Origin of the sequence: Paenibacillus sp. FSL W8-0439, from assembly GCF_038008995.1 — a bacterium.
GTDB classification, from domain to species: domain Bacteria; phylum Bacillota; class Bacilli; order Paenibacillales; family Paenibacillaceae; genus Paenibacillus; species Paenibacillus polymyxa.
This window is the reverse complement of the sequence record NZ_JBBPAK010000001.1, coordinates 3,551,082-3,569,001: the sequence shown is the minus strand read 5'-3', so window position 1 is coordinate 3,569,001 and position 17,920 is coordinate 3,551,082. Positions and strand designations below refer to the sequence as shown.

Below are 17,920 nucleotides of genomic sequence, written 5' to 3'. Positions count from 1 at the left end.
ATGGAGTGTACTATGGCTAAGGGATTATTATTTGTAATATCCGGACCTTCGGGGGTCGGTAAAGGAACGGTAGGCAATGCATTGCGCGAAAAGCTACCTGAGATAACGTATTCTGTTTCTGCTACAACTCGAACACCTCGTTCGGGCGAGCAAGATGGAGTGACCTATTTTTTCAAAACGCGTGAAGAATTTTTAGGGATGATTGAACGGGATGAATTGCTGGAGTACGCAGAGTATGTAGGTAACTACTATGGCACTCCACGTGATTTTGTAGACCAGACGCTTGCGCAGGGTAAAGATATCTTTTTGGAAATTGAAGTTCAGGGCGCGCTAAAGGTTAAAGAAAAATTTCCAGAAGGCATATTTATATTCTTGCTTCCACCTTCGCTGGATGAGTTGAAGGATAGAATTCGGGGACGTGGCACAGAAACTCAAGCAACCATTGATCACCGTATGTCGGTAGCTTTGGACGAGATGAACCTGTTGCGTCACTATGATTATGCGGTTGTCAATGATGAGATTGATTTCGCTTGTAAACGAATAGAATCCATTATTATCGCCGAACATTGTAAGGTTCGACCTTAAGCGAGGGCTTTACATATGCCAAGCGTACCAAAAGAGAAATAATACTGTATAAGCTGAGCTTGAAGGTGTACACTGGAGTTCAGCTTATACAGCTTAAAACTACATGAAGAGGTGTCTATTCGTGCTGTATCCTTCCATTGATGAAATGATGAAAAAGGTAGATAGTAAATATTCGCTGGTTGTAGCGGCATCACGCCGTGCTAGACAGTTGCGTGAGGGCGAGAAGACGAGCTTGAAGAGTCCTAAATCTCACAAACAGGTTGGAGTAGCTCTGGAAGAGATCTATGCAGATCATCTTTTGCTTGAAAGCGGCGAAGAAGAATAAGAATTATAGACAATCATTATAACCAGGCGCAATGCCAATTCCTTTGACAACCGCAAGGTTGTTATTTTTTTCGGTCAGGGGGAGTTAACGATGTTGAAGGGGAAAGTTATTATTCTTGGTATAACCGGCGGAATTGCTGCCTATAAAGGGGCTGCGCTCTGCAGTAAGTTGACGCAAAAGGGAGCCGATGTACATGTGATTATGACGGCTTCTGCCAAGGAGTTTATTACCGAACTTACGCTGCAGTCACTCTCTCGCAATCCGGTGTACAGTGATACATTTGATGAAAGAGAGCCGTCTATCGTATCCCATATTCATCTGGCGGATGCGGCTGATCTGGTGCTAGTTGCTCCTGCAACGGCGAATATCATCGGGAAAATGGCGCATGGTCTTGCTGATGATATGTTATCGACAACGTTGCTGGCTACGACAGCGCCTATTATGTTGGCCCCTGCGATGAATGTACATATGTACACTCATCCTGCAGTCATGCAAAATATGGAGACACTGGTATCCCGTGGTGTGAGGATGATTGAGCCTGGTGAAGGATTACTGGCTTGTGGTTATGTTGGCAAAGGACGTTTGGAAGAGCCAGAAACTATTGTGCAAACGATAGAGCGCTTTTTTGATCAGCAAGCTCAGGAGCCTGAAGCCACAATCAAGTCTGAAGCACGGTGGTTTGGAGAAGAATCTACGGAGAAACAAGTAACCGAGCGACTTGTAGATAAGAATGAATTAGCGCTTTCGGGAAAAAAAGTCATTGTCACGGCTGGAGGCACGATTGAGCGAATTGATCCTGTCCGTTATATTACGAATGATTCATCTGGTAAAATGGGCTTTGCCATTGCGAAAGTCGCTCAGGAGATGGGGGCAGAGGTGCATTTGATTGCTGCCAATACCAGTGCGGAACCGCCTTCAGGTATTTCGCTTGAAAGAGTCCAGTCAGCTGAAGACATGTACCAGGCTGTGCTAAAACAATGGGAAACGAGTGATATGGTCGTTATGGCTGCTGCCGTTGCAGATTATCGACCACGTGAGGTGGCACAGACCAAGATTAAGAAAAATGATAGTGTATTTACACTGGAGTTAGTGAAGAACGTTGATATTCTGGAATCACTCGGACGCAGCAAGAAACATCAATTTTTAATTGGCTTTGCAGCAGAAACGGGAAATTTGGAGACGTATGCAATAGGTAAATTAGAACGTAAAAATTGTGATTTGCTTGCGGCAAACGATGTAACTGTGGATGGTGCAGGTTTTGGCGTCGATACAAATGCTGTTCAAATATATGACCGAAGCGGGATGGTGGAGCAGATTCCTGTACAGTCAAAGGAAGAGGTTGCGCGTAAATTGCTTACTCTAGCCGCGGGACGCATGGGTGGGGTGCTGCATTAATGGAGACAGGCAATTTAGTTGCCAAGGTCATTGTCGATGTACCTGCCAAGGATACAGATCGTACCTTCGATTATCTGATACCAGATTCCATGAGACCTTGGATTGAGCCAGGTAGTCGGGTAGCTGTGCCATTTGGCAAACGGACGGTGCAGGCTTTTGTTATCTCGGTAGTTCCAGCTGAAGAGCCGCCGAAATATAGGATGAGGGCGATTCAGGAGTTGCTGGATCTGGTACCGCCCTTATCTCCCGATTTGGTTGAACTGGGCAAATGGATGAGCGAGCGTTATGCTTGTAATCAAATTATGGCACTGCAAGTGATGATTCCTACCGCGCTTAAGGGCAAGGCGGAACGTTATATCTCCATTGCCGAACAGCAAGAGTCTACGAATCCACAGCGGTCTATGCTGTCTAATCAGGGGGATGAGATCGAATGGGCCCTTCTGACTGACGACGGTATGAGCGACCCGGCGGAGCGTCAGATTGTCAGCTTCATTCAGAATAAGGAGCAAGTCCCGTTGCAGCAACTTAGTAGACGTTTCCCCGAGGAGGCGGAGGTTATTAAATCGCTGTTACGCCGCGGAGTGCTTCAGGAAAGCCAGGTTATTAAAGACAAGCTTGGCAAAAAGACGATGAAAGCTGTTGATCTGGCTATCAGCATAGATGAAGCATCCATGGCACTGGAGCAATTTTCTGCCAAGGCGCAGCGTCAGCGGGAGGTACTTGCTTTTTTGCTGGAACGTAGCGAGTTTCTGCCTCTGCCGCTGAAGGAAGTTATGACCTCGTTAGGTGTATCAGCTGCGACGGTTAAGGCACTGGAAGATAAGGGCTATGTGTTACAGGAAGATGTTGAAGTGTTCCGCGATCCCTACCGGGGCAGAAACTTCAAGCCTACAGACCCACTCCCTCTTACGGCAGAGCAGCAGTCGGTGTATGAACGGATTGTTCGTCAGCTGGACATGCGTGAGCAAGGAGCTTATTTGCTGCATGGAGTCACAGGAAGCGGTAAGACGGAAATCTATCTGCAGACCATTCAGCGCTGTATCGAGCAGAATCGCCAGGCGATTGTGCTCGTACCTGAAATATCATTAACTCCACAAATGGTCGAACGTTTCAAAGGACGTTTTGGCGACCAGGTCGCAGTGATGCACAGTAGATTGTCCGGGGGAGAACGGTACGATGAGTGGCGCAAAATACGCGAAGGCCGTGTAAAAGTAGCGATTGGCGCTCGTTCAGCGGTATTTGCCCCTTTTCGTGAGCTAGGGCTCATTATTATGGATGAGGAGCACGAAACGTCCTATAAGCAGGAAGAGACGCCCAAATACCATGCGCGTGATGTAGCCATTCGCAGAGCGCACCAGCACGGGGCTGTCGTTATACTCGGTTCAGCTACACCATCACTGGAAAGCTATTACGCTGCTCGCTCCCAAAGCAACGACGAGTTTGCGCCGCTACTGCTTGAAATGCCGACCCGCGCATTGGGGAACACGTTACCCGAAGTCCATATCATGGACATGCGTGAGGAGCTACGGGCCGGCAACCGCTCCATGTTCAGCCGTGCGTTGCATAATGGAATCGCAGAGCGATTAGAGCGTAACGAGCAGACGGTATTACTGTTGAACCGGCGTGGTCACTCCACGTTCGTCATGTGCCGGAGCTGCGGTTATGTGGCGGGATGTCCGGATTGTGATATTTCGCTTACCTATCATCAGCGGTCGAACAATTTACGTTGTCATTATTGCGGATATTCCGAGCCTGTACCTCAGACTTGCCCGGAATGCGGTAGTGAGCATATTCGTTACTTCGGTACAGGTACTCAGCGAGTGGAAGAAGAGTTGGCTAAGCTATTCCCTGGTATACGTGTTGTCCGAATGGATGTTGATACAACGACTGAAAAAAACGCTCATGAAAAGCTGCTTAAGCAATTTCGTGATAAAAAAGCAGACGTACTACTGGGTACTCAAATGGTAGCCAAAGGGCTGGATTTTCCCGATGTAACGCTGGTAGGTGTCATTACTGCGGATTCTGCTCTTAATTTACCGGATTTTCGGGCTGCGGAAAAGACCTTTCAGCTGTTAACACAAGTAGCCGGGCGTGCTGGAAGGCATCAATTGCCGGGGGAAGTATTCGTACAATCCTACACTCCAGAGCATTATTCGGTGGTTCATGCAAGCCGTCATGATTATTCATCTTTTGTGAGGGAAGAGTTGAAACACCGCCGTAATTTGCACTACCCGCCATATTGCCGACTTATTTTGGTGACCTTTTCTCATGAACAGCTTCCAGTGCTAGTCCGATTGGCTGAAAATTATTCAGCGACACTACAGGGACGAGCCAGACAACGGGGCTGGTTCGGGAATATGGACCGGCTTACATCGGATGTATTGGACATTTTGGGGCCAGTAGCTTCACCCATTTCGAGAATCAAGAATAGATACCGATTTCAATGTATGATAAAATGGCGTGGAAATATTGACGCGATTGGTTTGGCTCAGCAAGTGGCTGATGAAATGGCCGAATCTGCGCAGGCACAAAAGTTGCTGATTAGTCTGGATGTTGATCCGCAGATGCTGATGTAGAGTGTTAACACTAAAGTTATTCGCACAATTGATGCGGACAAGCCGTCCGTACATAGGATAATGTAGCAGTCGCTTTTGTGATGAATACAGTAAAGCCTAAATGAAGGAAAAAGAGGAAGGTGTTCTGTTGTCATGTCAATTAGAATTATAGTGTTGGAGCCGGATGACGTATTGCACAAAGTAGCAAAGGAAGTTACTAAAGTTACGCCTAATGTGCAAAAGCTGCTGGACGATATGGCAGATACGATGTATGAAGCGGAAGGAGTAGGTCTAGCTGCTCCACAAGTAGGTATTTTGAAGCGGCTCATCGTCGTAGATGCTGGAGATGAGCATGGCTTGATAAAAATGATCAATCCAGAAATTGTGGCCGAAGAAGGAGAGCAATTGGGACCTGAAGGCTGCCTAAGTATTCCAGGGTTGAACGGGGATGTACGTCGTGCCGAGAAGGTTACAGTCAAGGGACTGGATCGCGAGGGCAAGGCTATTACCGTTACAGCGACAGGGTTGCTTTCTCGTGCTTTTCAGCATGAAATTGATCATCTAAATGGAGTATTGTTCACGGATATTGCAGAAAAAGTATATGAGGTTGCTCTGGAACAGCCAGGACCGAACCGTCAGACAGGGGAGTGAGGTTCGATGAGCCAAGACATTCGTATTATCTTTATGGGTACACCTGAATTTGCAGTCCCATCGCTGAACATGTTGCTGGACAACGGATATAACGTGGTCGGTGTAATTACTCAGCCAGATAAACCACAGGGACGAAAAAAAATATTGACGCCAACACCAGTCAAGGAAGCGGCTGAAAAGCGCGGATTACCTGTGCTGCAACCGACCCGCCTACGGCAGCCGGAAGCAGTGGCTCAGGTGGCAGAGTTGCGTCCCGACCTGATTGTAACCGCAGCTTATGGCCAAATTTTGCCTAAGTCCGTATTAGACCTGCCTCGTTTCGGCTGTCTGAATGTGCATGGTTCGTTACTTCCCCGATATCGGGGAGGTGCACCGATCCAGCGTGCGATTATTAACGGTGAAACTGTGACAGGTGTGACGCTAATGTATATGGCGGAAGGGCTGGACACCGGCGATATGATATCGCGGGTTGAGGTGGCTATAGAGCCGGAGGATACATCGGGCACAATTTTTGAAAAGCTAAGTGTAGCCGGAGCTAGACTTTTGCAGGACGAGCTGCCCAAGTTGCTGGCAGGGCAATCAGACCGTACGCCGCAAAATGAGGACGAGGCGACCTATGCCCCGAACCTGAACCGTGATGATGAGCGCATTACATGGAGTGATAATGCAGAGCAAATATACAACCGGATTCGCGGTCTGGTTCCTTTTTCTGGCGCGTTTACACTTTGGGAGAACAATGTTTTTAAAATATGGGCTGCGGAGCAGCCTTCCATAAATAATGAAGCGAGTGGCTCAAATGCTCCAGCACCCGGCACGGTTCTTCAATTAACCGCCCGTGGCATTGAGGTGCAGACAGGCGAAGGCACTCTCTGGCTGACCCAGGTTCAACCGGCAGGCAAGAAGGTTATGGAAGCCGGAACCTTTGCACGCGGCGGACAGATGAAGCCCGGCACGGTGCTCGGATGAGCGGGGGACACTCCCGTCAGGGAGACCAACGCAAGGGAGTGGGGACCAGATCCGACAAAACTCGCAAACAGACGGCGCGGGAAGTTGCACTTGACGTGCTGACCGGTGTGGAGCAAGAGGGCGCGTATAGCAATCTTGAGCTCAATCGCCGGCTTCAGCAGGCAGGTTTATCTGCAAGTGATGTTGGTTTGACGACGGAACTTGTATACGGTACAGTGGCACGCCGAAATACACTGGATTATTTTTTGAATAAATTTGTTCAAAAAGGAACGGCCAAGCTTCAGCCTTGGGTACGTTCGTTGCTGCGGATGAGCGTATATCAGCTGGTGTATCTGGATCGAGTTCCGGATCATGCAGTTGTTAGTGAAGCAGTGACCATTGCCAAGCGGCGCGGGCATCAGGGGATTTCCGGTATGGTCAATGGCGTGCTTCGCAGCATGCTGCGTGAGTCGGACAAGCTGCGTATTCCTGACGGTTTGTCAGCAGAGGAACGGATTTCGTTAGAACATTCCCATCCACAGTGGCTAGTTAAGCGCTGGATCAAGCAATACGGTACCGATACAGCTGAGGCTATCTGCAAGGCTAATAACGAGCCCCCTGCAGTCAGCGTGCGAGTGAATACGACGATGACCAGTCGTGATCAGCTGCTGGACGAGATGATTGCAAAAGGGATTGATGCCGTTCCTTCGGCCGTTAGCCCCTATGGGATTGTTGTTCGTAGCGGCGGAAATATGGCGCTTACCTCGTGGTATACGGACGGATTGTTGTCTGTACAGGATGAAAGCTCCATGCTTGTTGCTGAAGCGGTCGCTCCTGAGCCTGGCATGGCGGTGCTGGATTGCTGCGCAGCTCCAGGCGGCAAAACAGCTCATATGGCTGAGTTGATGAAGGATCGCGGCAGGATCGTTGCAAACGATCTGCATGCCCATAAGCATCAACTAATCCGTGAGCAAGCGAATCGGCTTGGTCTGGATGCTGTTGAGACGGTTACTGGTGATGCGTTGGACTTAAAAGAACGATATGCTCCGGCTTCTTTTGACCGTATTTTGCTGGATGCGCCATGCTCGGGCTTTGGGGTGATTCGCCGTAAACCTGATCTGCGTTGGAGCAAAACTGCGCAGGATGTTCGCGACATTACTCAACTGCAGCACGAGTTGCTGGATAGCGTGGCCGGACTGTTGAAGCCGGGTGGTATTCTGGTATACAGCACTTGCACGATTGAGCCTGACGAAAATGAAGGACAATTGGCCCGGTTTTTAAGCGAACATCCAGAGTATGAGTTGGCAAAGGATCATTCTTTTCCAGCCGTGAGTCATGAAATGGACGGTATACAGAAAGGCTCGGTACAGCTGTTACCGCAGCATTTTCACAGTGACGGATTTTATATTGCGCGTCTGCGCCGGGTAAAGTAGATCGGAAGGGAATTCCAGGTAGCTGCCCACCAGTATTTCCACAATCCGCCGGACACTTCCGGCGGTTTTTTGCATGAAGATGAAAAATTTTTACCCCCTCAGGGATTTGTGCTAAAATAGGAAGAATGAAAAACACTGTCTGCGATTAAACAGAACTTAATGAAGAAGGAACGGGTGCAAATATTGATGAAACCTTTTATATATGATTTAACACTGGAAGAGCTTCAGGACTGGGCCAAAAACAATGGTGAGCCTGCCTTTCGGGGAGGACAAATTTTTGACTGGCTGTATGTAAAGCGGGTCAATAATTTCAGTGAGATGACGAATTTGTCCAAGGGGCTGAGAGAAAAGCTGGAGGAGCAATTCAGTTTTGTGACGCTTCACGAAATTACAAAGTTGGAATCGAAAGATGGGACTGTTAAATTTCTGTTTGGTTTACACGATGACCATGCTATTGAGACGGTTATCATGAGACATAATTACGGAAACAGTATTTGTGTAACGACTCAAGTGGGTTGCCGGATTGGCTGTACTTTTTGTGCCTCGACGCTTGGGGGTCTCAAAAGAAACCTGACGGCTGGCGAAATTACGGCACAGGTGGTGCAGGCTCAGAAAATTCTGGATAAAACGAATGAACGAGTGAGCAGTATCGTGATTATGGGCTCGGGTGAGCCTTTTGAGAACTATGAAGCGACAATGACGTTTTTGCGTACAATGATTCATGAAAAGGGCCTGAATATTGGTCAACGTCATATTACGGTGTCAACCAGCGGCATTGTGCCCAATATTTATAAATTTGCTGACGAGGATACACAGATTAATCTGGCAATATCTATCCATGCGCCCAATGATGCGCTGCGTTCGAAGCTGATGCCTGTAAATCGACGTTATCCTTTTAAGGATGTTATGGATTCTCTTCGTTATTATCTTGCTAAGACGGGGCGGAGAATTTCGTTCGAATATGCCTTGATCGGCGGAGTAAACGACCAGGCAGAACATGCTGAAGAGCTTGCGGATGTGTTGAAGGACATGCTGTGTCACGTCAATTTGATTCCAGTCAACCATGTGCCTGAGCGCAAGTATGTGCGTACATCGCGCAGCGATATTTTTAATTTTCAACGTATTCTTGCCGAAAAAGGCGTCAATGTGACGATCCGGCGTGAACAGGGTCACGATATTGCCGCTGCCTGCGGTCAGTTGCGTGCAAAGCATATGGAGTTGGGGTGAAACCATTTGATCAAAACAGTTCATGTCAGCCATGTCGGACGTGTGCGTTCGGTAAATGAGGATTCTGCCTGGATCAGGCACTTGGAGCAAGGCTATATTCTTGGAATTGTTGCCGATGGTATGGGAGGGCATCTGGCCGGTGATACGGCCAGCCGCCTTGCGGTAGAGACACTTGCCGCTGATTTGGCGACGCTGGAGAGCGGATTATCCGCACATTCTTTGACGGCGGCGCTCAGCGACGCTATTTTGCATGCCAATGAAGTCATCTTCCAAACGGCTGCGCGCGATGACCAGTATCATAATATGGGAACGACGGTTGTTGCCGTGTTGCTCAATGATGCATCTGGAATTATCGGACATATTGGTGACAGTCGCGCCTATGTCATATCCAAAGGAACGGTACGTCAGCTTACAGAAGACCATACTTTGGTTAATGAGTTGTTCAAAAACGGTCAGATCAGTAAGGAAGAGCGGGAGAACCATCCCCGTCGCAATGTGCTGACACGGGCATTGGGCACTGATTCCGAGGTAAAGGTAGACATTGACACCATTACGCTGGAAAAAGGCGATGTACTATTACTATGCAGTGACGGATTAAGCAATTTGGTAACAGAAGAACAGATCAGTAAGGTAGTAGGTGCCGCAGAAAATCCTTTGGAGGAACGTGCGGATCGTTTGCTACATCTGGCGCTGCTTGCCGGTGGAGACGATAACATTACTGTAGCTTTGTTTGAATTGCCCGACAACACGGTTTCATTGAGTGAAAAGGGGTGTGAAGCATGATCGGGCACCTGCTTGGGGGAAGGTACGAAATTATTGAGCGCATCGGTGGCGGCGGTATGGCGCTGGTGTATAAGGCTCAAGACATTTTGCTGAATCGCAATGTCGCGGTAAAAGTGTTGCGTCAGCAATTTGTTCATGATGAGGAATTTATTCGCCGGTTTCGGCGTGAGGCACAGTCAGCGGCCTCGCTTTCTCATTCGAACGTGGTCAGTATTTATGATGTCGGCCAAGAGGATGAAATCCATTATATTGTAATGGAGTGCGTTGAAGGCAAAAATTTGAATGAGATTATTAAAGAACGTGCGCCATTACAAGTGGATGAAGCAGTGCGGATTGCTTCCCAGATTTGTGATGCGCTGGAACATGCCCACCAAAATCAGATTATTCACCGGGACATTAAGCCTCATAATATCTTAATTGGACGTAATGGACGGGTTAAGGTAACCGATTTTGGGATTGCTCGAGCTGTTACGTCAACGACAATTACTCAGACAGGTTCTGTTGTGGGTTCTGTTCATTATTTTTCACCTGAGCATGCAAAGGGTGTCATTACCGGCGAAAAATCGGACTTATATTCTTTAGGTATTGTCTTATATCAAATGCTAACGGCACAGCTTCCTTTTCTGGGAGAAAGCCCAATTAGTGTGGCACTCAAGCATTTGCAAGAGGAATTTGAGGAACCGCGTAAAATTAATCCGTTGATTCCGCAAAGTGTAGAAAATGTCATTCTAAAATCGATGCGTAAAAATCCGGAGGAACGTTACCAATCAGCAGACGAAATGCTAAGGGATTTGGAGACTTGTCTGCTACCGGGGCGGCGCAATGAATCCAAGCTGGAGTTTACACATTTGGATGATGAGGACCAAACGCGGGTTATCCCAGCTATTAAGCCTCAACAATTAGGTGTGTCTTCCAGTGGTGACGATGTGCCTGTCCAACCTCGGGAGTCTGAACAGCTTCCGAACAAGCAAACGTCCAAGAAAAATAGAAAAAAAACGATCTTCTGGGTAACACTAGTGTTGGTACTACTTTTGTGCATGGGCGGCGTGGTGTACTATGTGCAAAGTGTGCTTGTCGTACCTGAGGTGAAAGTACCAAGTGTACTGACACAAACAGAAGACCAAGCGAAGGTCACTCTAAGTAAAGCAGGACTAGTCATTAATGATCCAATCCAGCATGAATATAAAGAGGGGATTGCACCGGGAGTTGTTTTTTATCAAAGCTACCCTGAAGGTTCTTTAGTCAAGGAAGGAACGGAGATTAGTCTGAAAGTCGGGATTGCCAAGCCGCTCACCCCGATGCCAGATGTCAAAGGACAAAGCTACGAGAATGCTGTCAAGCTACTGACCGCCCAGCAGATTAAGGAAACACAGATTCAGCAAAATGAGCAGTTCAGTGATCAGGCTGAAGGAACCGTCATTAGTCAGACACCTGCTGCAAATGAGCCATTTGATAAGGATTCGGTTCAGGTAGTGCTCACCGTCAGCAAAGGCGCTGCCACTGTTAAAATGCCGAATCTTGTAGGGATGACGCAGAGCCAGGCGGAAAATGAGGTCAAAAAGGCGGGGCTGAAGGTTGGCTCAATTAAAGAGGAATTTAGCTATGAGCAGGATAAAGGAAAAGTAACCAAACAATGGCCTTCAGAGGCGGGCAGTGATCTGCCCCCAAATACGGAAATTACGTTTTATGTAAGTACGGGTTACCCGCCAGAAGCGATTACGTTACCGTTTAATGTACCTGTGGCGCCGAAGGAAGAGGGCAAAAACAGTAAAATTCGTATCACTTATACAGATGCACGTGGAGAAAATCAGGAGTGGGGCAGCCGTACGATTAATACGACACAGGTGTTTACGATCAACCTGCTGATGGCCCCTAACAAAGACAGTGTCGTCTCTGTATTTAGAGATGGTGCTTTTGTTGACACGTATCCTGTTTCTTATATTGATGCAAAAAATGGAACGGTGACGATGCCTCAAATTGCTCCACCTGCGGGAACATCATCGACTGATACATCTGGTGGTACTTCCTCGCAGAATGGAAGTGGAAACGGTGAGGAAGGAAACAACGGGGAATCTTCTAATGATAGCGGTAATGGTGGAGGCGACTCTAACAACCAGGAGGGCACAGAAGGTGATGGTGATCCTTCTGCCTTTGCCCCAGGAACTGATTCCGCAGGAGTTACGCGTAGTGAGTTAGCGGTCAGCAAAAAAAACAACCCCGGTCACGGTTCCTATAAAAAGAAGGACAAAGTGATCGAGGCTGTGCAGCATCAGTAAACTTACTAGAAAAAGAAGCTTAACCTGTTCCACACAATGAAACTTGAACATTATGAAGGAGGACATCTTACACATGCCTGAAGGTCTGATCGTCAAGGCGCTTAGCGGATATTATTATGTCTCCAGCCTGGATCAGGATGGGCGTCCGGTATCCGGCGAAGCTACGGTACAATGCAGAGCACGTGGCCTTTTCAAGAAAAAAGAGATTACGCCCCTTGTCGGTGATCGGGTCGTTTACGAACTGACTGAAAACGGGGAAGGTATGGTCAAGGAGATTAGACAGCGTACGACAGAGCTAATTCGCCCTCCAGTGGCTAATACCACGCTGGCCGTGCTTCTGTTTTCCCTGCGTGAGCCGGATTTAAACCTGCCTTTACTGGACAAATTTTTAGTCCATATAGAGCACGCCGGACTGGATACGATTATCTGTCTGACCAAGCGCGATTTGTATGAAGGTAGCCCTTCAGAGGATGATACGGTGCAGATGGTGCAGGAAATGTATCGGAAGATCGGTTATGAGGTGTTGGTAACCAGCGCCCGTACTGGAGAGGGTACGGCTGAGCTCAAGAAGCTGCTGGCCGGCCAAATCAGCGTGTTTTCCGGTCAGTCAGGTGTAGGGAAGTCCTCCATGCTTAATGCTTTGGAGCCTGGCTTAACGCTGGAGACGAGCGCTATAAGCAATAAGCTGGGACGAGGAAGACATACGACTCGCCATGTGGAGCTAATTCCTTTAGACAACGGCGGGTTTGTAGCAGATACACCGGGGTTTAGCCAACTAGATTTTTTAGAGCTGGGTGTGGATGAGTTATCGCCTTGTTTTCGAGAATTCCAACAATATGCGGAAGGATGCAAATTTCGGGGGTGCACGCATATTCACGAACCTGGCTGTAAAGTAAGAGAGGCCTTGGAAGAAGCACATATCTCACAGGGACGATATAATAGCTATCTGCAATTTTATCAGGAATTAAAAGAAAAAAAGCGGAGGTATTGAGCATATGTTAAAAATAGCACCGTCGATTTTATCCGCTGATTTTGCTCGTCTGGGCAGTGAAGTTGCGGAAGCCCAAGCAGCAGGAGCAGACTGGATTCATGTGGATGTTATGGATGGTCATTTTGTATCCAATATTACACTAGGCCCCCCTATCGTTCAGGCTATTCGGCCGCATACAACTCTCCCACTGGACGTTCATCTGATGATTGAGCAGCCTGAACGTTATATTAGTGATTTTGTAAAGGCAGGAGCTAATATCATCACGGTCCATGCGGAGGCCTGTGTTCATTTGCATGGTGTCCTTCACATGATCAAGCAGCAAGGCGCTCTGGCGGGAGTGGCTCTCAATCCGGGGACTTCACCATACGCGATCAAGGAAGTGCTGCCCAATGTAGATATGATTCTTGTGATGACGGTTAACCCTGGTTTTGGGGGCCAGTCCTTCATTCCAGAGACGTTGAATAAGATCAGACAAATCCGTGCTTGGTTGAACGAATTGGGTCGTTCAGACGTACATATCGAGGTGGACGGAGGTATTGCGGAGGAGACGGCACCAGCCGTATTTGAAGCGGGTGCTAACGTGTTAGTGGCAGGCAGTGCAGTGTACGGCAGAGCAGACCGTGCAGCGGCTATTGCTGCTATTCGGGATAGTGTCGTTCATTTGTCCAAGTGAAGCTAACTGAAGCACTGTGGATGACCTTAGCGAGCATGCTGACCGGTTTGACACTCAGTTGTTTCTCGCTAGTGAAGACGCCTTGGAATGCTATACTTTCACTTTTGGCTGTTCTTATTGTCCTGTTTTATTTTCGTAAAAATGAACGGCGTGGTTTGCGTATCGGTTTTGTGGTGAGCAGTGTGCTTTATTATATTCTGTTTATTTTTATACTCTCAGCATATCTCTATGTTCGCGGACTTGTCTGATGGTATAGCCTGGGATGGTTGTGCATAAATATGGTTACATGAGCGGGATTCTCATGTAGCCTTTTTTTGTGGGGCAACAACCCTTGACAGGTTGCATAAACTACAGAGAACGGATGCAGGAGGATGATGGGGAGGGTGAGGCATGAAGTTTTACACAATCAAGCTGCCAAAATTTCTGGGTGGATTCGTCAAAGCCATTTTGAATACATTCCAGAAGAACTGAAATCAAAGTAACGTTGACACAGGATGTAGGATGAAGGCGAAAGGTACACAGGAGGCACGCTTCCCGGGCACAGCAGATTGATAGCTCGGCAATAAAAGACAAGAATGCGCGGGAAGTTGCCTGACATTTTGTCCTCCTGAATCAGTGGGATATTATTCGAATAATCAAAAAAGCACCCGTTTAAAACGAGGTGCCTTTTGTTTATAACGATATTTTTTTACGACTACACGCGAGTCACTTTACCGGCTTTCAATGCACGAGTGCTGACATAAACGCGTTTCGGTTTACCGTTAACGAGAATGCGAACTTTTTGTACGTTGACGCCCCAAGTACGGCGATTACGGTTGTTAGCGTGAGATACGTGGTTACCGCTGCCAGGCTTTTTGCCTGTTACAGAACATTTACGAGACATGATTCCACCTCCTATTCTGAAAATAACCAAACTCCATATGGAATGGGTCGCTCTTCAGGCCGACTGGGTCAGCCGGACTTTATAAGTCACTAACCTGAACAAAACAATACTTAAATATAATATCATAGTCAAAAAAGCTCCGTCAACTGATTCAAAAACTTTATTTATTTCTCTTTCGCATTATAGTACAATATGGGATAGCTATTGCTGCGACTATTTTGTTTTTTAATGGAATGTGAATTCTTATTCCAGTCATGCCGGGCAGTTCAGAGGCGGGACCATAATCATCATTCCGGCCAATGATTTTTTGTTGGGCAGTTGACTGGTTTTTCATATTATATGAGCTGTGGAAAGAAACCAGAGGATGGTTACGGAAGCTTACGAAAGGGTGACATTCGTATTCGTCGTCTGGCTTTAGTATAATTCAATTGAACCTTGAACATGTGTTGTGAAGATGGATTGTAAAACAATTGTATTAAGCTAGGAAGGGGAATTCTCTTGAGTAATCGTTCTTTGAATGGAACAGACTTTACCGCGATGGTTTTAGCCGGGGCGGAACAATTACAGCAGCATGCGGAGCATGTCAATTCACTAAATGTATTCCCGGTGCCAGATGGTGATACGGGAACCAATATGAATCTGACGATGAGCGCGGGCGTAACGGAATTGAAGAGGGGAGATTCTTCCTCCATCGGTGTCATGTCCGGCATCTTATCCAAAGGCTTGCTGATGGGGGCCCGCGGCAATTCAGGGGTTATCCTGTCTCAGTTGTTCCGTGGCTTCAGCCGTTACGCTGCCCCATACGAGGAATTGAATACCCTTCAGTTCGCATCGGCATTGCAGAGCGGGGTGGATGCGGCCTACAAGGCGGTGGTTAAGCCGGTGGAGGGTACAATTCTTACCGTGGCGAAGGAAGCGGCCAGACATGCTGTGTTTTTCTCGCGCCGGACGAACGACATCACAGAACTGATGGAAGAAGTGCTTGCCAAAGCAAAGGAAACGCTTGCCATGACGCAGGACATGCTCCCTGTACTGAAGCAAGTAGGGGTTGTAGACTCGGGTGGACAAGGACTTGTGTATATTTATGAAGGATTTATGCAGCATCTTGGAAGCGGATTGGTGACATCTCCAACTTCAAAAGGCGATAGTGTACGCCCGGTTTTTGCTCCTTATGTATCGGAGAGACCTACAGCTGCGCCTGTTGCTCCTTCCCCAGATGCGCCGATTTCTGCGCAGGCGAAGCTCGAAACGGAGAATATTGAATTTTTGTATGATATGGAGTTTTTTATTAATCGACAATTGGGCGAAGCGCAAGGTACAAATTTTGATGAGGAAGCTTTCCGGAAAGCGTTGTCAGTAGATGGTGATTCGATTATCGTTATTTCGGATGATGATGTCATCAAGGTTCATGTGCATTCGAAGGCTCCAGGTGAAGTCTTGAATCTTGCGCTGCGTTACGGGGAAATTACACAGATTCGAATTTTGAATATGCGCGAGCAGCATCGTGATTTGCTGTCAGCAGGTATGGATGGTGCTCCTGAGCCTGAATGGTTTGCAGAAATACCAACAGAGCCTGCACGTGAGGAGGAGCCATCTGAGCCTCCAGCTCATGAGCTAGCACCTTTTGGCTTTATAGCTGTGGCTTCTGGTGAAGGGATTGCTGATATTTTCAGAAGCTTGGGTGTTGATGTTGTCCTTTCGGGTGGTCAGACGATGAATCCGAGCACAGAAGACTTCGTGAATGCGGCTCGCTCGATTGCGGCTCAACATATTTTTATTCTGCCGAATAATTCCAATATAATCTTGGCTGCTGAACAAGCGCGTGAATTGCTAGAGGTGGAACGTTTGGTGTCGGTGATTCCAAGCAAAACAATTCCTCAGGGCATTGCAGCAGCATTTGCTTACCAAGAGGAAGAAGCCTTTGAGGTAAACCAAGATAATATGCGGGACGCAGTTACCCGTGTGAAGTCTGGACAAGTGACCTATGCGGTTCGGGATACGACACTTGATGATCTGCATATTACAGCGGGCCACTACATTGGTATTCAGGATTCTAAGATCGTGGCGACTGAGGAGCAATTAATGGCAACATCCCGTCTTTTGCTGGCGAAAATGCTGGTGAATGGCGATGAAATTGTTACGATTCTTACAGGTTCGGACGCAAAACAAGAAGAGACAGATCAGCTTGTTGCGTGGCTTGAAGAAAATTATTCGGATGTTGAAGTGGAAGTTCATGAAGGTGGTCAGCCGATTTATCCTTATCTGTTCTCAGTGGAAACCTGATGTGCTTTGGCACACCCATGGTAGTCCACTACAAAGGAGGTCTGACTGATGAGAACTATCATTTTGACAGATAGCACGGCTGATATTCCACAGGAAATAGCAGATCGTCTCGGCATAGTCATTGTACCATTGACGGTGATGTTCGGCAGCACAGCTTACCTGGACGGTATTGAGATGTCAGCTGCTCAGTTTTACAGCGAACTGGTACGGGCTGATGAACTACCTACAACGTCACAGCCATCACCAGCCCGTTTTTTGGAGACGTACACGGAGCTGTTGGAGCAATACCCCGAGAGCCAGGTTATCTCTATCCATTTATCCTCCGGTGTGAGCGGAACGTACCAGTCCGCTCTGCTGGGTAAATCCATGTTGGAGAAGCATGAAGATAGAGTGACCGTTATGGATTCCAAGTCGGCCTCGTACGGATACGGTATGCTCGTGGTTTACGCCGCAGAGCTGGCAGCTGCCGGGCAATCCCCGGCTGAAATTATTCAGGGTGTGGAACGTCTTGGAGAACGTCGTTGTTTGTATTTCCTGGTGGATACACTGGAATACTTGCAAAAAGGCGGACGAATTGGCAAGGCAGCGGCTATGGTTGGTACGTTGCTTAACATTAAGCCAATTCTTTCGATTGACAAAGAAGGTATTATTTATTCGGCTGATAAGGCGAGAGGGCATAAAAAAGCGACAGCACGAATTATTGAACTGCTGGAGCGGGATTTAAAAGGCCAAAAAATTAATATTGCTGTGGGTCATACGGCAGATCGCTCGGCGGCAGAAGCGTTTGTGGCTCAGCTGGCAGAGCATTTTGAACTGGGCGATCAAATATATACTGAACTTGGCGCTGTGATCGGAACTCATGTGGGACCAGGAACGATTGGTATTTTTGCATGGCCGGGCGGAGATGAGAGGTAA

Annotated in this window: 16 protein-coding genes; 15 read left to right on the top strand and 1 reads right to left on the bottom strand. The window is 47.7% G+C overall.

Annotation, left to right across the window (positions count from 1 at the left end; genetic code table 11):
* The first annotated feature begins 12 nt into the window (after positions 1-12).
* From gmk to spoVM, 13 genes are all read left to right on the top strand, one after another.
* Positions 13-585, top strand: a complete 573-nt coding sequence (gmk, locus tag MKX36_RS15405) for a guanylate kinase (protein WP_090890044.1) — start codon at positions 13-15, stop codon at positions 583-585.
* A 121-nt stretch (positions 586-706) separates the two neighbouring features.
* Complete coding sequence (rpoZ, locus tag MKX36_RS15400; RefSeq protein ID WP_013371850.1) at positions 707-910, top strand: DNA-directed RNA polymerase subunit omega; 204 nt, start codon at positions 707-709, stop codon at positions 908-910.
* Between the two features lie 90 nt (positions 911-1,000).
* Positions 1,001-2,305 carry a bifunctional phosphopantothenoylcysteine decarboxylase/phosphopantothenate--cysteine ligase CoaBC gene (gene coaBC / locus MKX36_RS15395; RefSeq protein WP_340864977.1) on the top strand — a complete coding sequence of 435 codons (1,305 nt, stop codon included), beginning with the start codon at positions 1,001-1,003 and terminating at the stop codon, positions 2,303-2,305.
* Positions 2,305-4,881 (top strand): primosomal protein N', encoded by a 2,577-nt coding sequence (gene priA / locus MKX36_RS15390; RefSeq protein ID WP_340864976.1) that lies wholly within the window; start codon positions 2,305-2,307, stop codon positions 4,879-4,881. Before coaBC ends, priA begins: the two co-directional genes overlap by 1 nt.
* Before the next feature lie 132 nt (positions 4,882-5,013).
* Positions 5,014-5,511, top strand: coding sequence for a peptide deformylase (def, locus tag MKX36_RS15385; protein WP_016822352.1), 498 nt, complete (start codon positions 5,014-5,016; stop codon positions 5,509-5,511).
* A 6-nt stretch (positions 5,512-5,517) separates the two neighbouring features.
* On the top strand, positions 5,518-6,477 hold the full coding sequence (fmt, locus tag MKX36_RS15380; protein WP_290402739.1) for a methionyl-tRNA formyltransferase: 960 nt from the start codon (positions 5,518-5,520) through the stop codon (positions 6,475-6,477).
* The gene (gene rsmB / locus MKX36_RS15375) at positions 6,474-7,889 is read left to right on the top strand and encodes a 16S rRNA (cytosine(967)-C(5))-methyltransferase RsmB (protein ID WP_026065454.1); all 1,416 of its coding nucleotides are present in this window, start codon (positions 6,474-6,476) and stop codon (positions 7,887-7,889) included. Before fmt ends, rsmB begins: the two co-directional genes overlap by 4 nt.
* Positions 7,890-8,075: 186 nt before the next feature.
* Positions 8,076-9,116, top strand: a complete 1,041-nt coding sequence (gene rlmN, locus MKX36_RS15370) for a 23S rRNA (adenine(2503)-C(2))-methyltransferase RlmN (RefSeq protein ID WP_025365198.1) — start codon at positions 8,076-8,078, stop codon at positions 9,114-9,116.
* Between the two features lie 6 nt (positions 9,117-9,122).
* Positions 9,123-9,899, top strand: coding sequence for a Stp1/IreP family PP2C-type Ser/Thr phosphatase (locus MKX36_RS15365; protein WP_016822348.1), 777 nt, complete (start codon positions 9,123-9,125; stop codon positions 9,897-9,899).
* Positions 9,896-12,175, top strand: coding sequence for a Stk1 family PASTA domain-containing Ser/Thr kinase (gene pknB, locus MKX36_RS15360; protein ID WP_340864975.1), 2,280 nt, complete (start codon positions 9,896-9,898; stop codon positions 12,173-12,175). Before MKX36_RS15365 ends, pknB begins: the two co-directional genes overlap by 4 nt.
* Before the next feature lie 73 nt (positions 12,176-12,248).
* Positions 12,249-13,166 (top strand): ribosome small subunit-dependent GTPase A, encoded by a 918-nt coding sequence (rsgA, locus tag MKX36_RS15355; RefSeq protein WP_025365195.1) that lies wholly within the window; start codon positions 12,249-12,251, stop codon positions 13,164-13,166.
* 4 nt (positions 13,167-13,170) lie between these two features.
* Positions 13,171-13,839, top strand: coding sequence for a ribulose-phosphate 3-epimerase (gene rpe / locus MKX36_RS15350; protein ID WP_340864974.1), 669 nt, complete (start codon positions 13,171-13,173; stop codon positions 13,837-13,839).
* Positions 13,840-14,229: 390 nt separating this feature from the next.
* Positions 14,230-14,310: a stage V sporulation protein SpoVM gene (spoVM, locus tag MKX36_RS15345; protein ID WP_010345573.1), complete on the top strand. Its 81-nt coding sequence runs from the start codon at positions 14,230-14,232 to the stop codon at positions 14,308-14,310.
* A 223-nt stretch (positions 14,311-14,533) separates the two neighbouring features.
* Here the strand turns inward: spoVM and rpmB are convergent, their stop codons facing one another.
* Positions 14,534-14,722 (bottom strand): 50S ribosomal protein L28, encoded by a 189-nt coding sequence (gene rpmB, locus MKX36_RS15340; protein WP_013310881.1) that lies wholly within the window; start codon positions 14,720-14,722, stop codon positions 14,534-14,536.
* 498 nt (positions 14,723-15,220) lie between these two features.
* Here rpmB and MKX36_RS15335 point away from each other — a divergent pair, with 498 nt between their 5' ends.
* Entirely contained in the window at positions 15,221-17,005 is a 1,785-nt protein-coding gene (locus MKX36_RS15335; protein ID WP_044785261.1) for a DAK2 domain-containing protein, read from the top strand.
* 48 nt (positions 17,006-17,053) lie between these two features.
* Complete coding sequence (locus tag MKX36_RS15330; RefSeq protein ID WP_340864973.1) at positions 17,054-17,920, top strand: DegV family protein; 867 nt, start codon at positions 17,054-17,056, stop codon at positions 17,918-17,920.

Excerpts from the sequence above, each read along its gene's own strand:
- def (WP_016822352.1), top strand. The coding sequence starts at position 5,014 with ATGTCAATTAGAATTATAGTGTTGGAGCCGGATGACGTATTGCACAAA.
- coaBC (WP_340864977.1), top strand. The coding sequence starts at position 1,001 with ATGTTGAAGGGGAAAGTTATTATTCTTGGTATAACCGGCGGAATTGCT.
- MKX36_RS15330 (WP_340864973.1), top strand. The coding sequence starts at position 17,054 with ATGAGAACTATCATTTTGACAGATAGCACGGCTGATATTCCACAGGAA.
- rpmB (WP_013310881.1), bottom strand. The coding sequence starts at position 14,722 with ATGTCTCGTAAATGTTCTGTAACAGGCAAAAAGCCTGGCAGCGGTAAC.
- pknB (WP_340864975.1), top strand. The coding sequence starts at position 9,896 with ATGATCGGGCACCTGCTTGGGGGAAGGTACGAAATTATTGAGCGCATC.
- gmk (WP_090890044.1), top strand. The coding sequence starts at position 13 with ATGGCTAAGGGATTATTATTTGTAATATCCGGACCTTCGGGGGTCGGT.
- priA (WP_340864976.1), top strand. The coding sequence starts at position 2,305 with ATGGAGACAGGCAATTTAGTTGCCAAGGTCATTGTCGATGTACCTGCC.
- fmt (WP_290402739.1), top strand. The coding sequence starts at position 5,518 with ATGAGCCAAGACATTCGTATTATCTTTATGGGTACACCTGAATTTGCA.
- rsmB (WP_026065454.1), top strand. The coding sequence starts at position 6,474 with ATGAGCGGGGGACACTCCCGTCAGGGAGACCAACGCAAGGGAGTGGGG.
- spoVM (WP_010345573.1), top strand. The coding sequence starts at position 14,230 with ATGAAGTTTTACACAATCAAGCTGCCAAAATTTCTGGGTGGATTCGTC.
- rlmN (WP_025365198.1), top strand. The coding sequence starts at position 8,076 with ATGAAACCTTTTATATATGATTTAACACTGGAAGAGCTTCAGGACTGG.
- rsgA (WP_025365195.1), top strand. The coding sequence starts at position 12,249 with ATGCCTGAAGGTCTGATCGTCAAGGCGCTTAGCGGATATTATTATGTC.
- rpe (WP_340864974.1), top strand. The coding sequence starts at position 13,171 with ATGTTAAAAATAGCACCGTCGATTTTATCCGCTGATTTTGCTCGTCTG.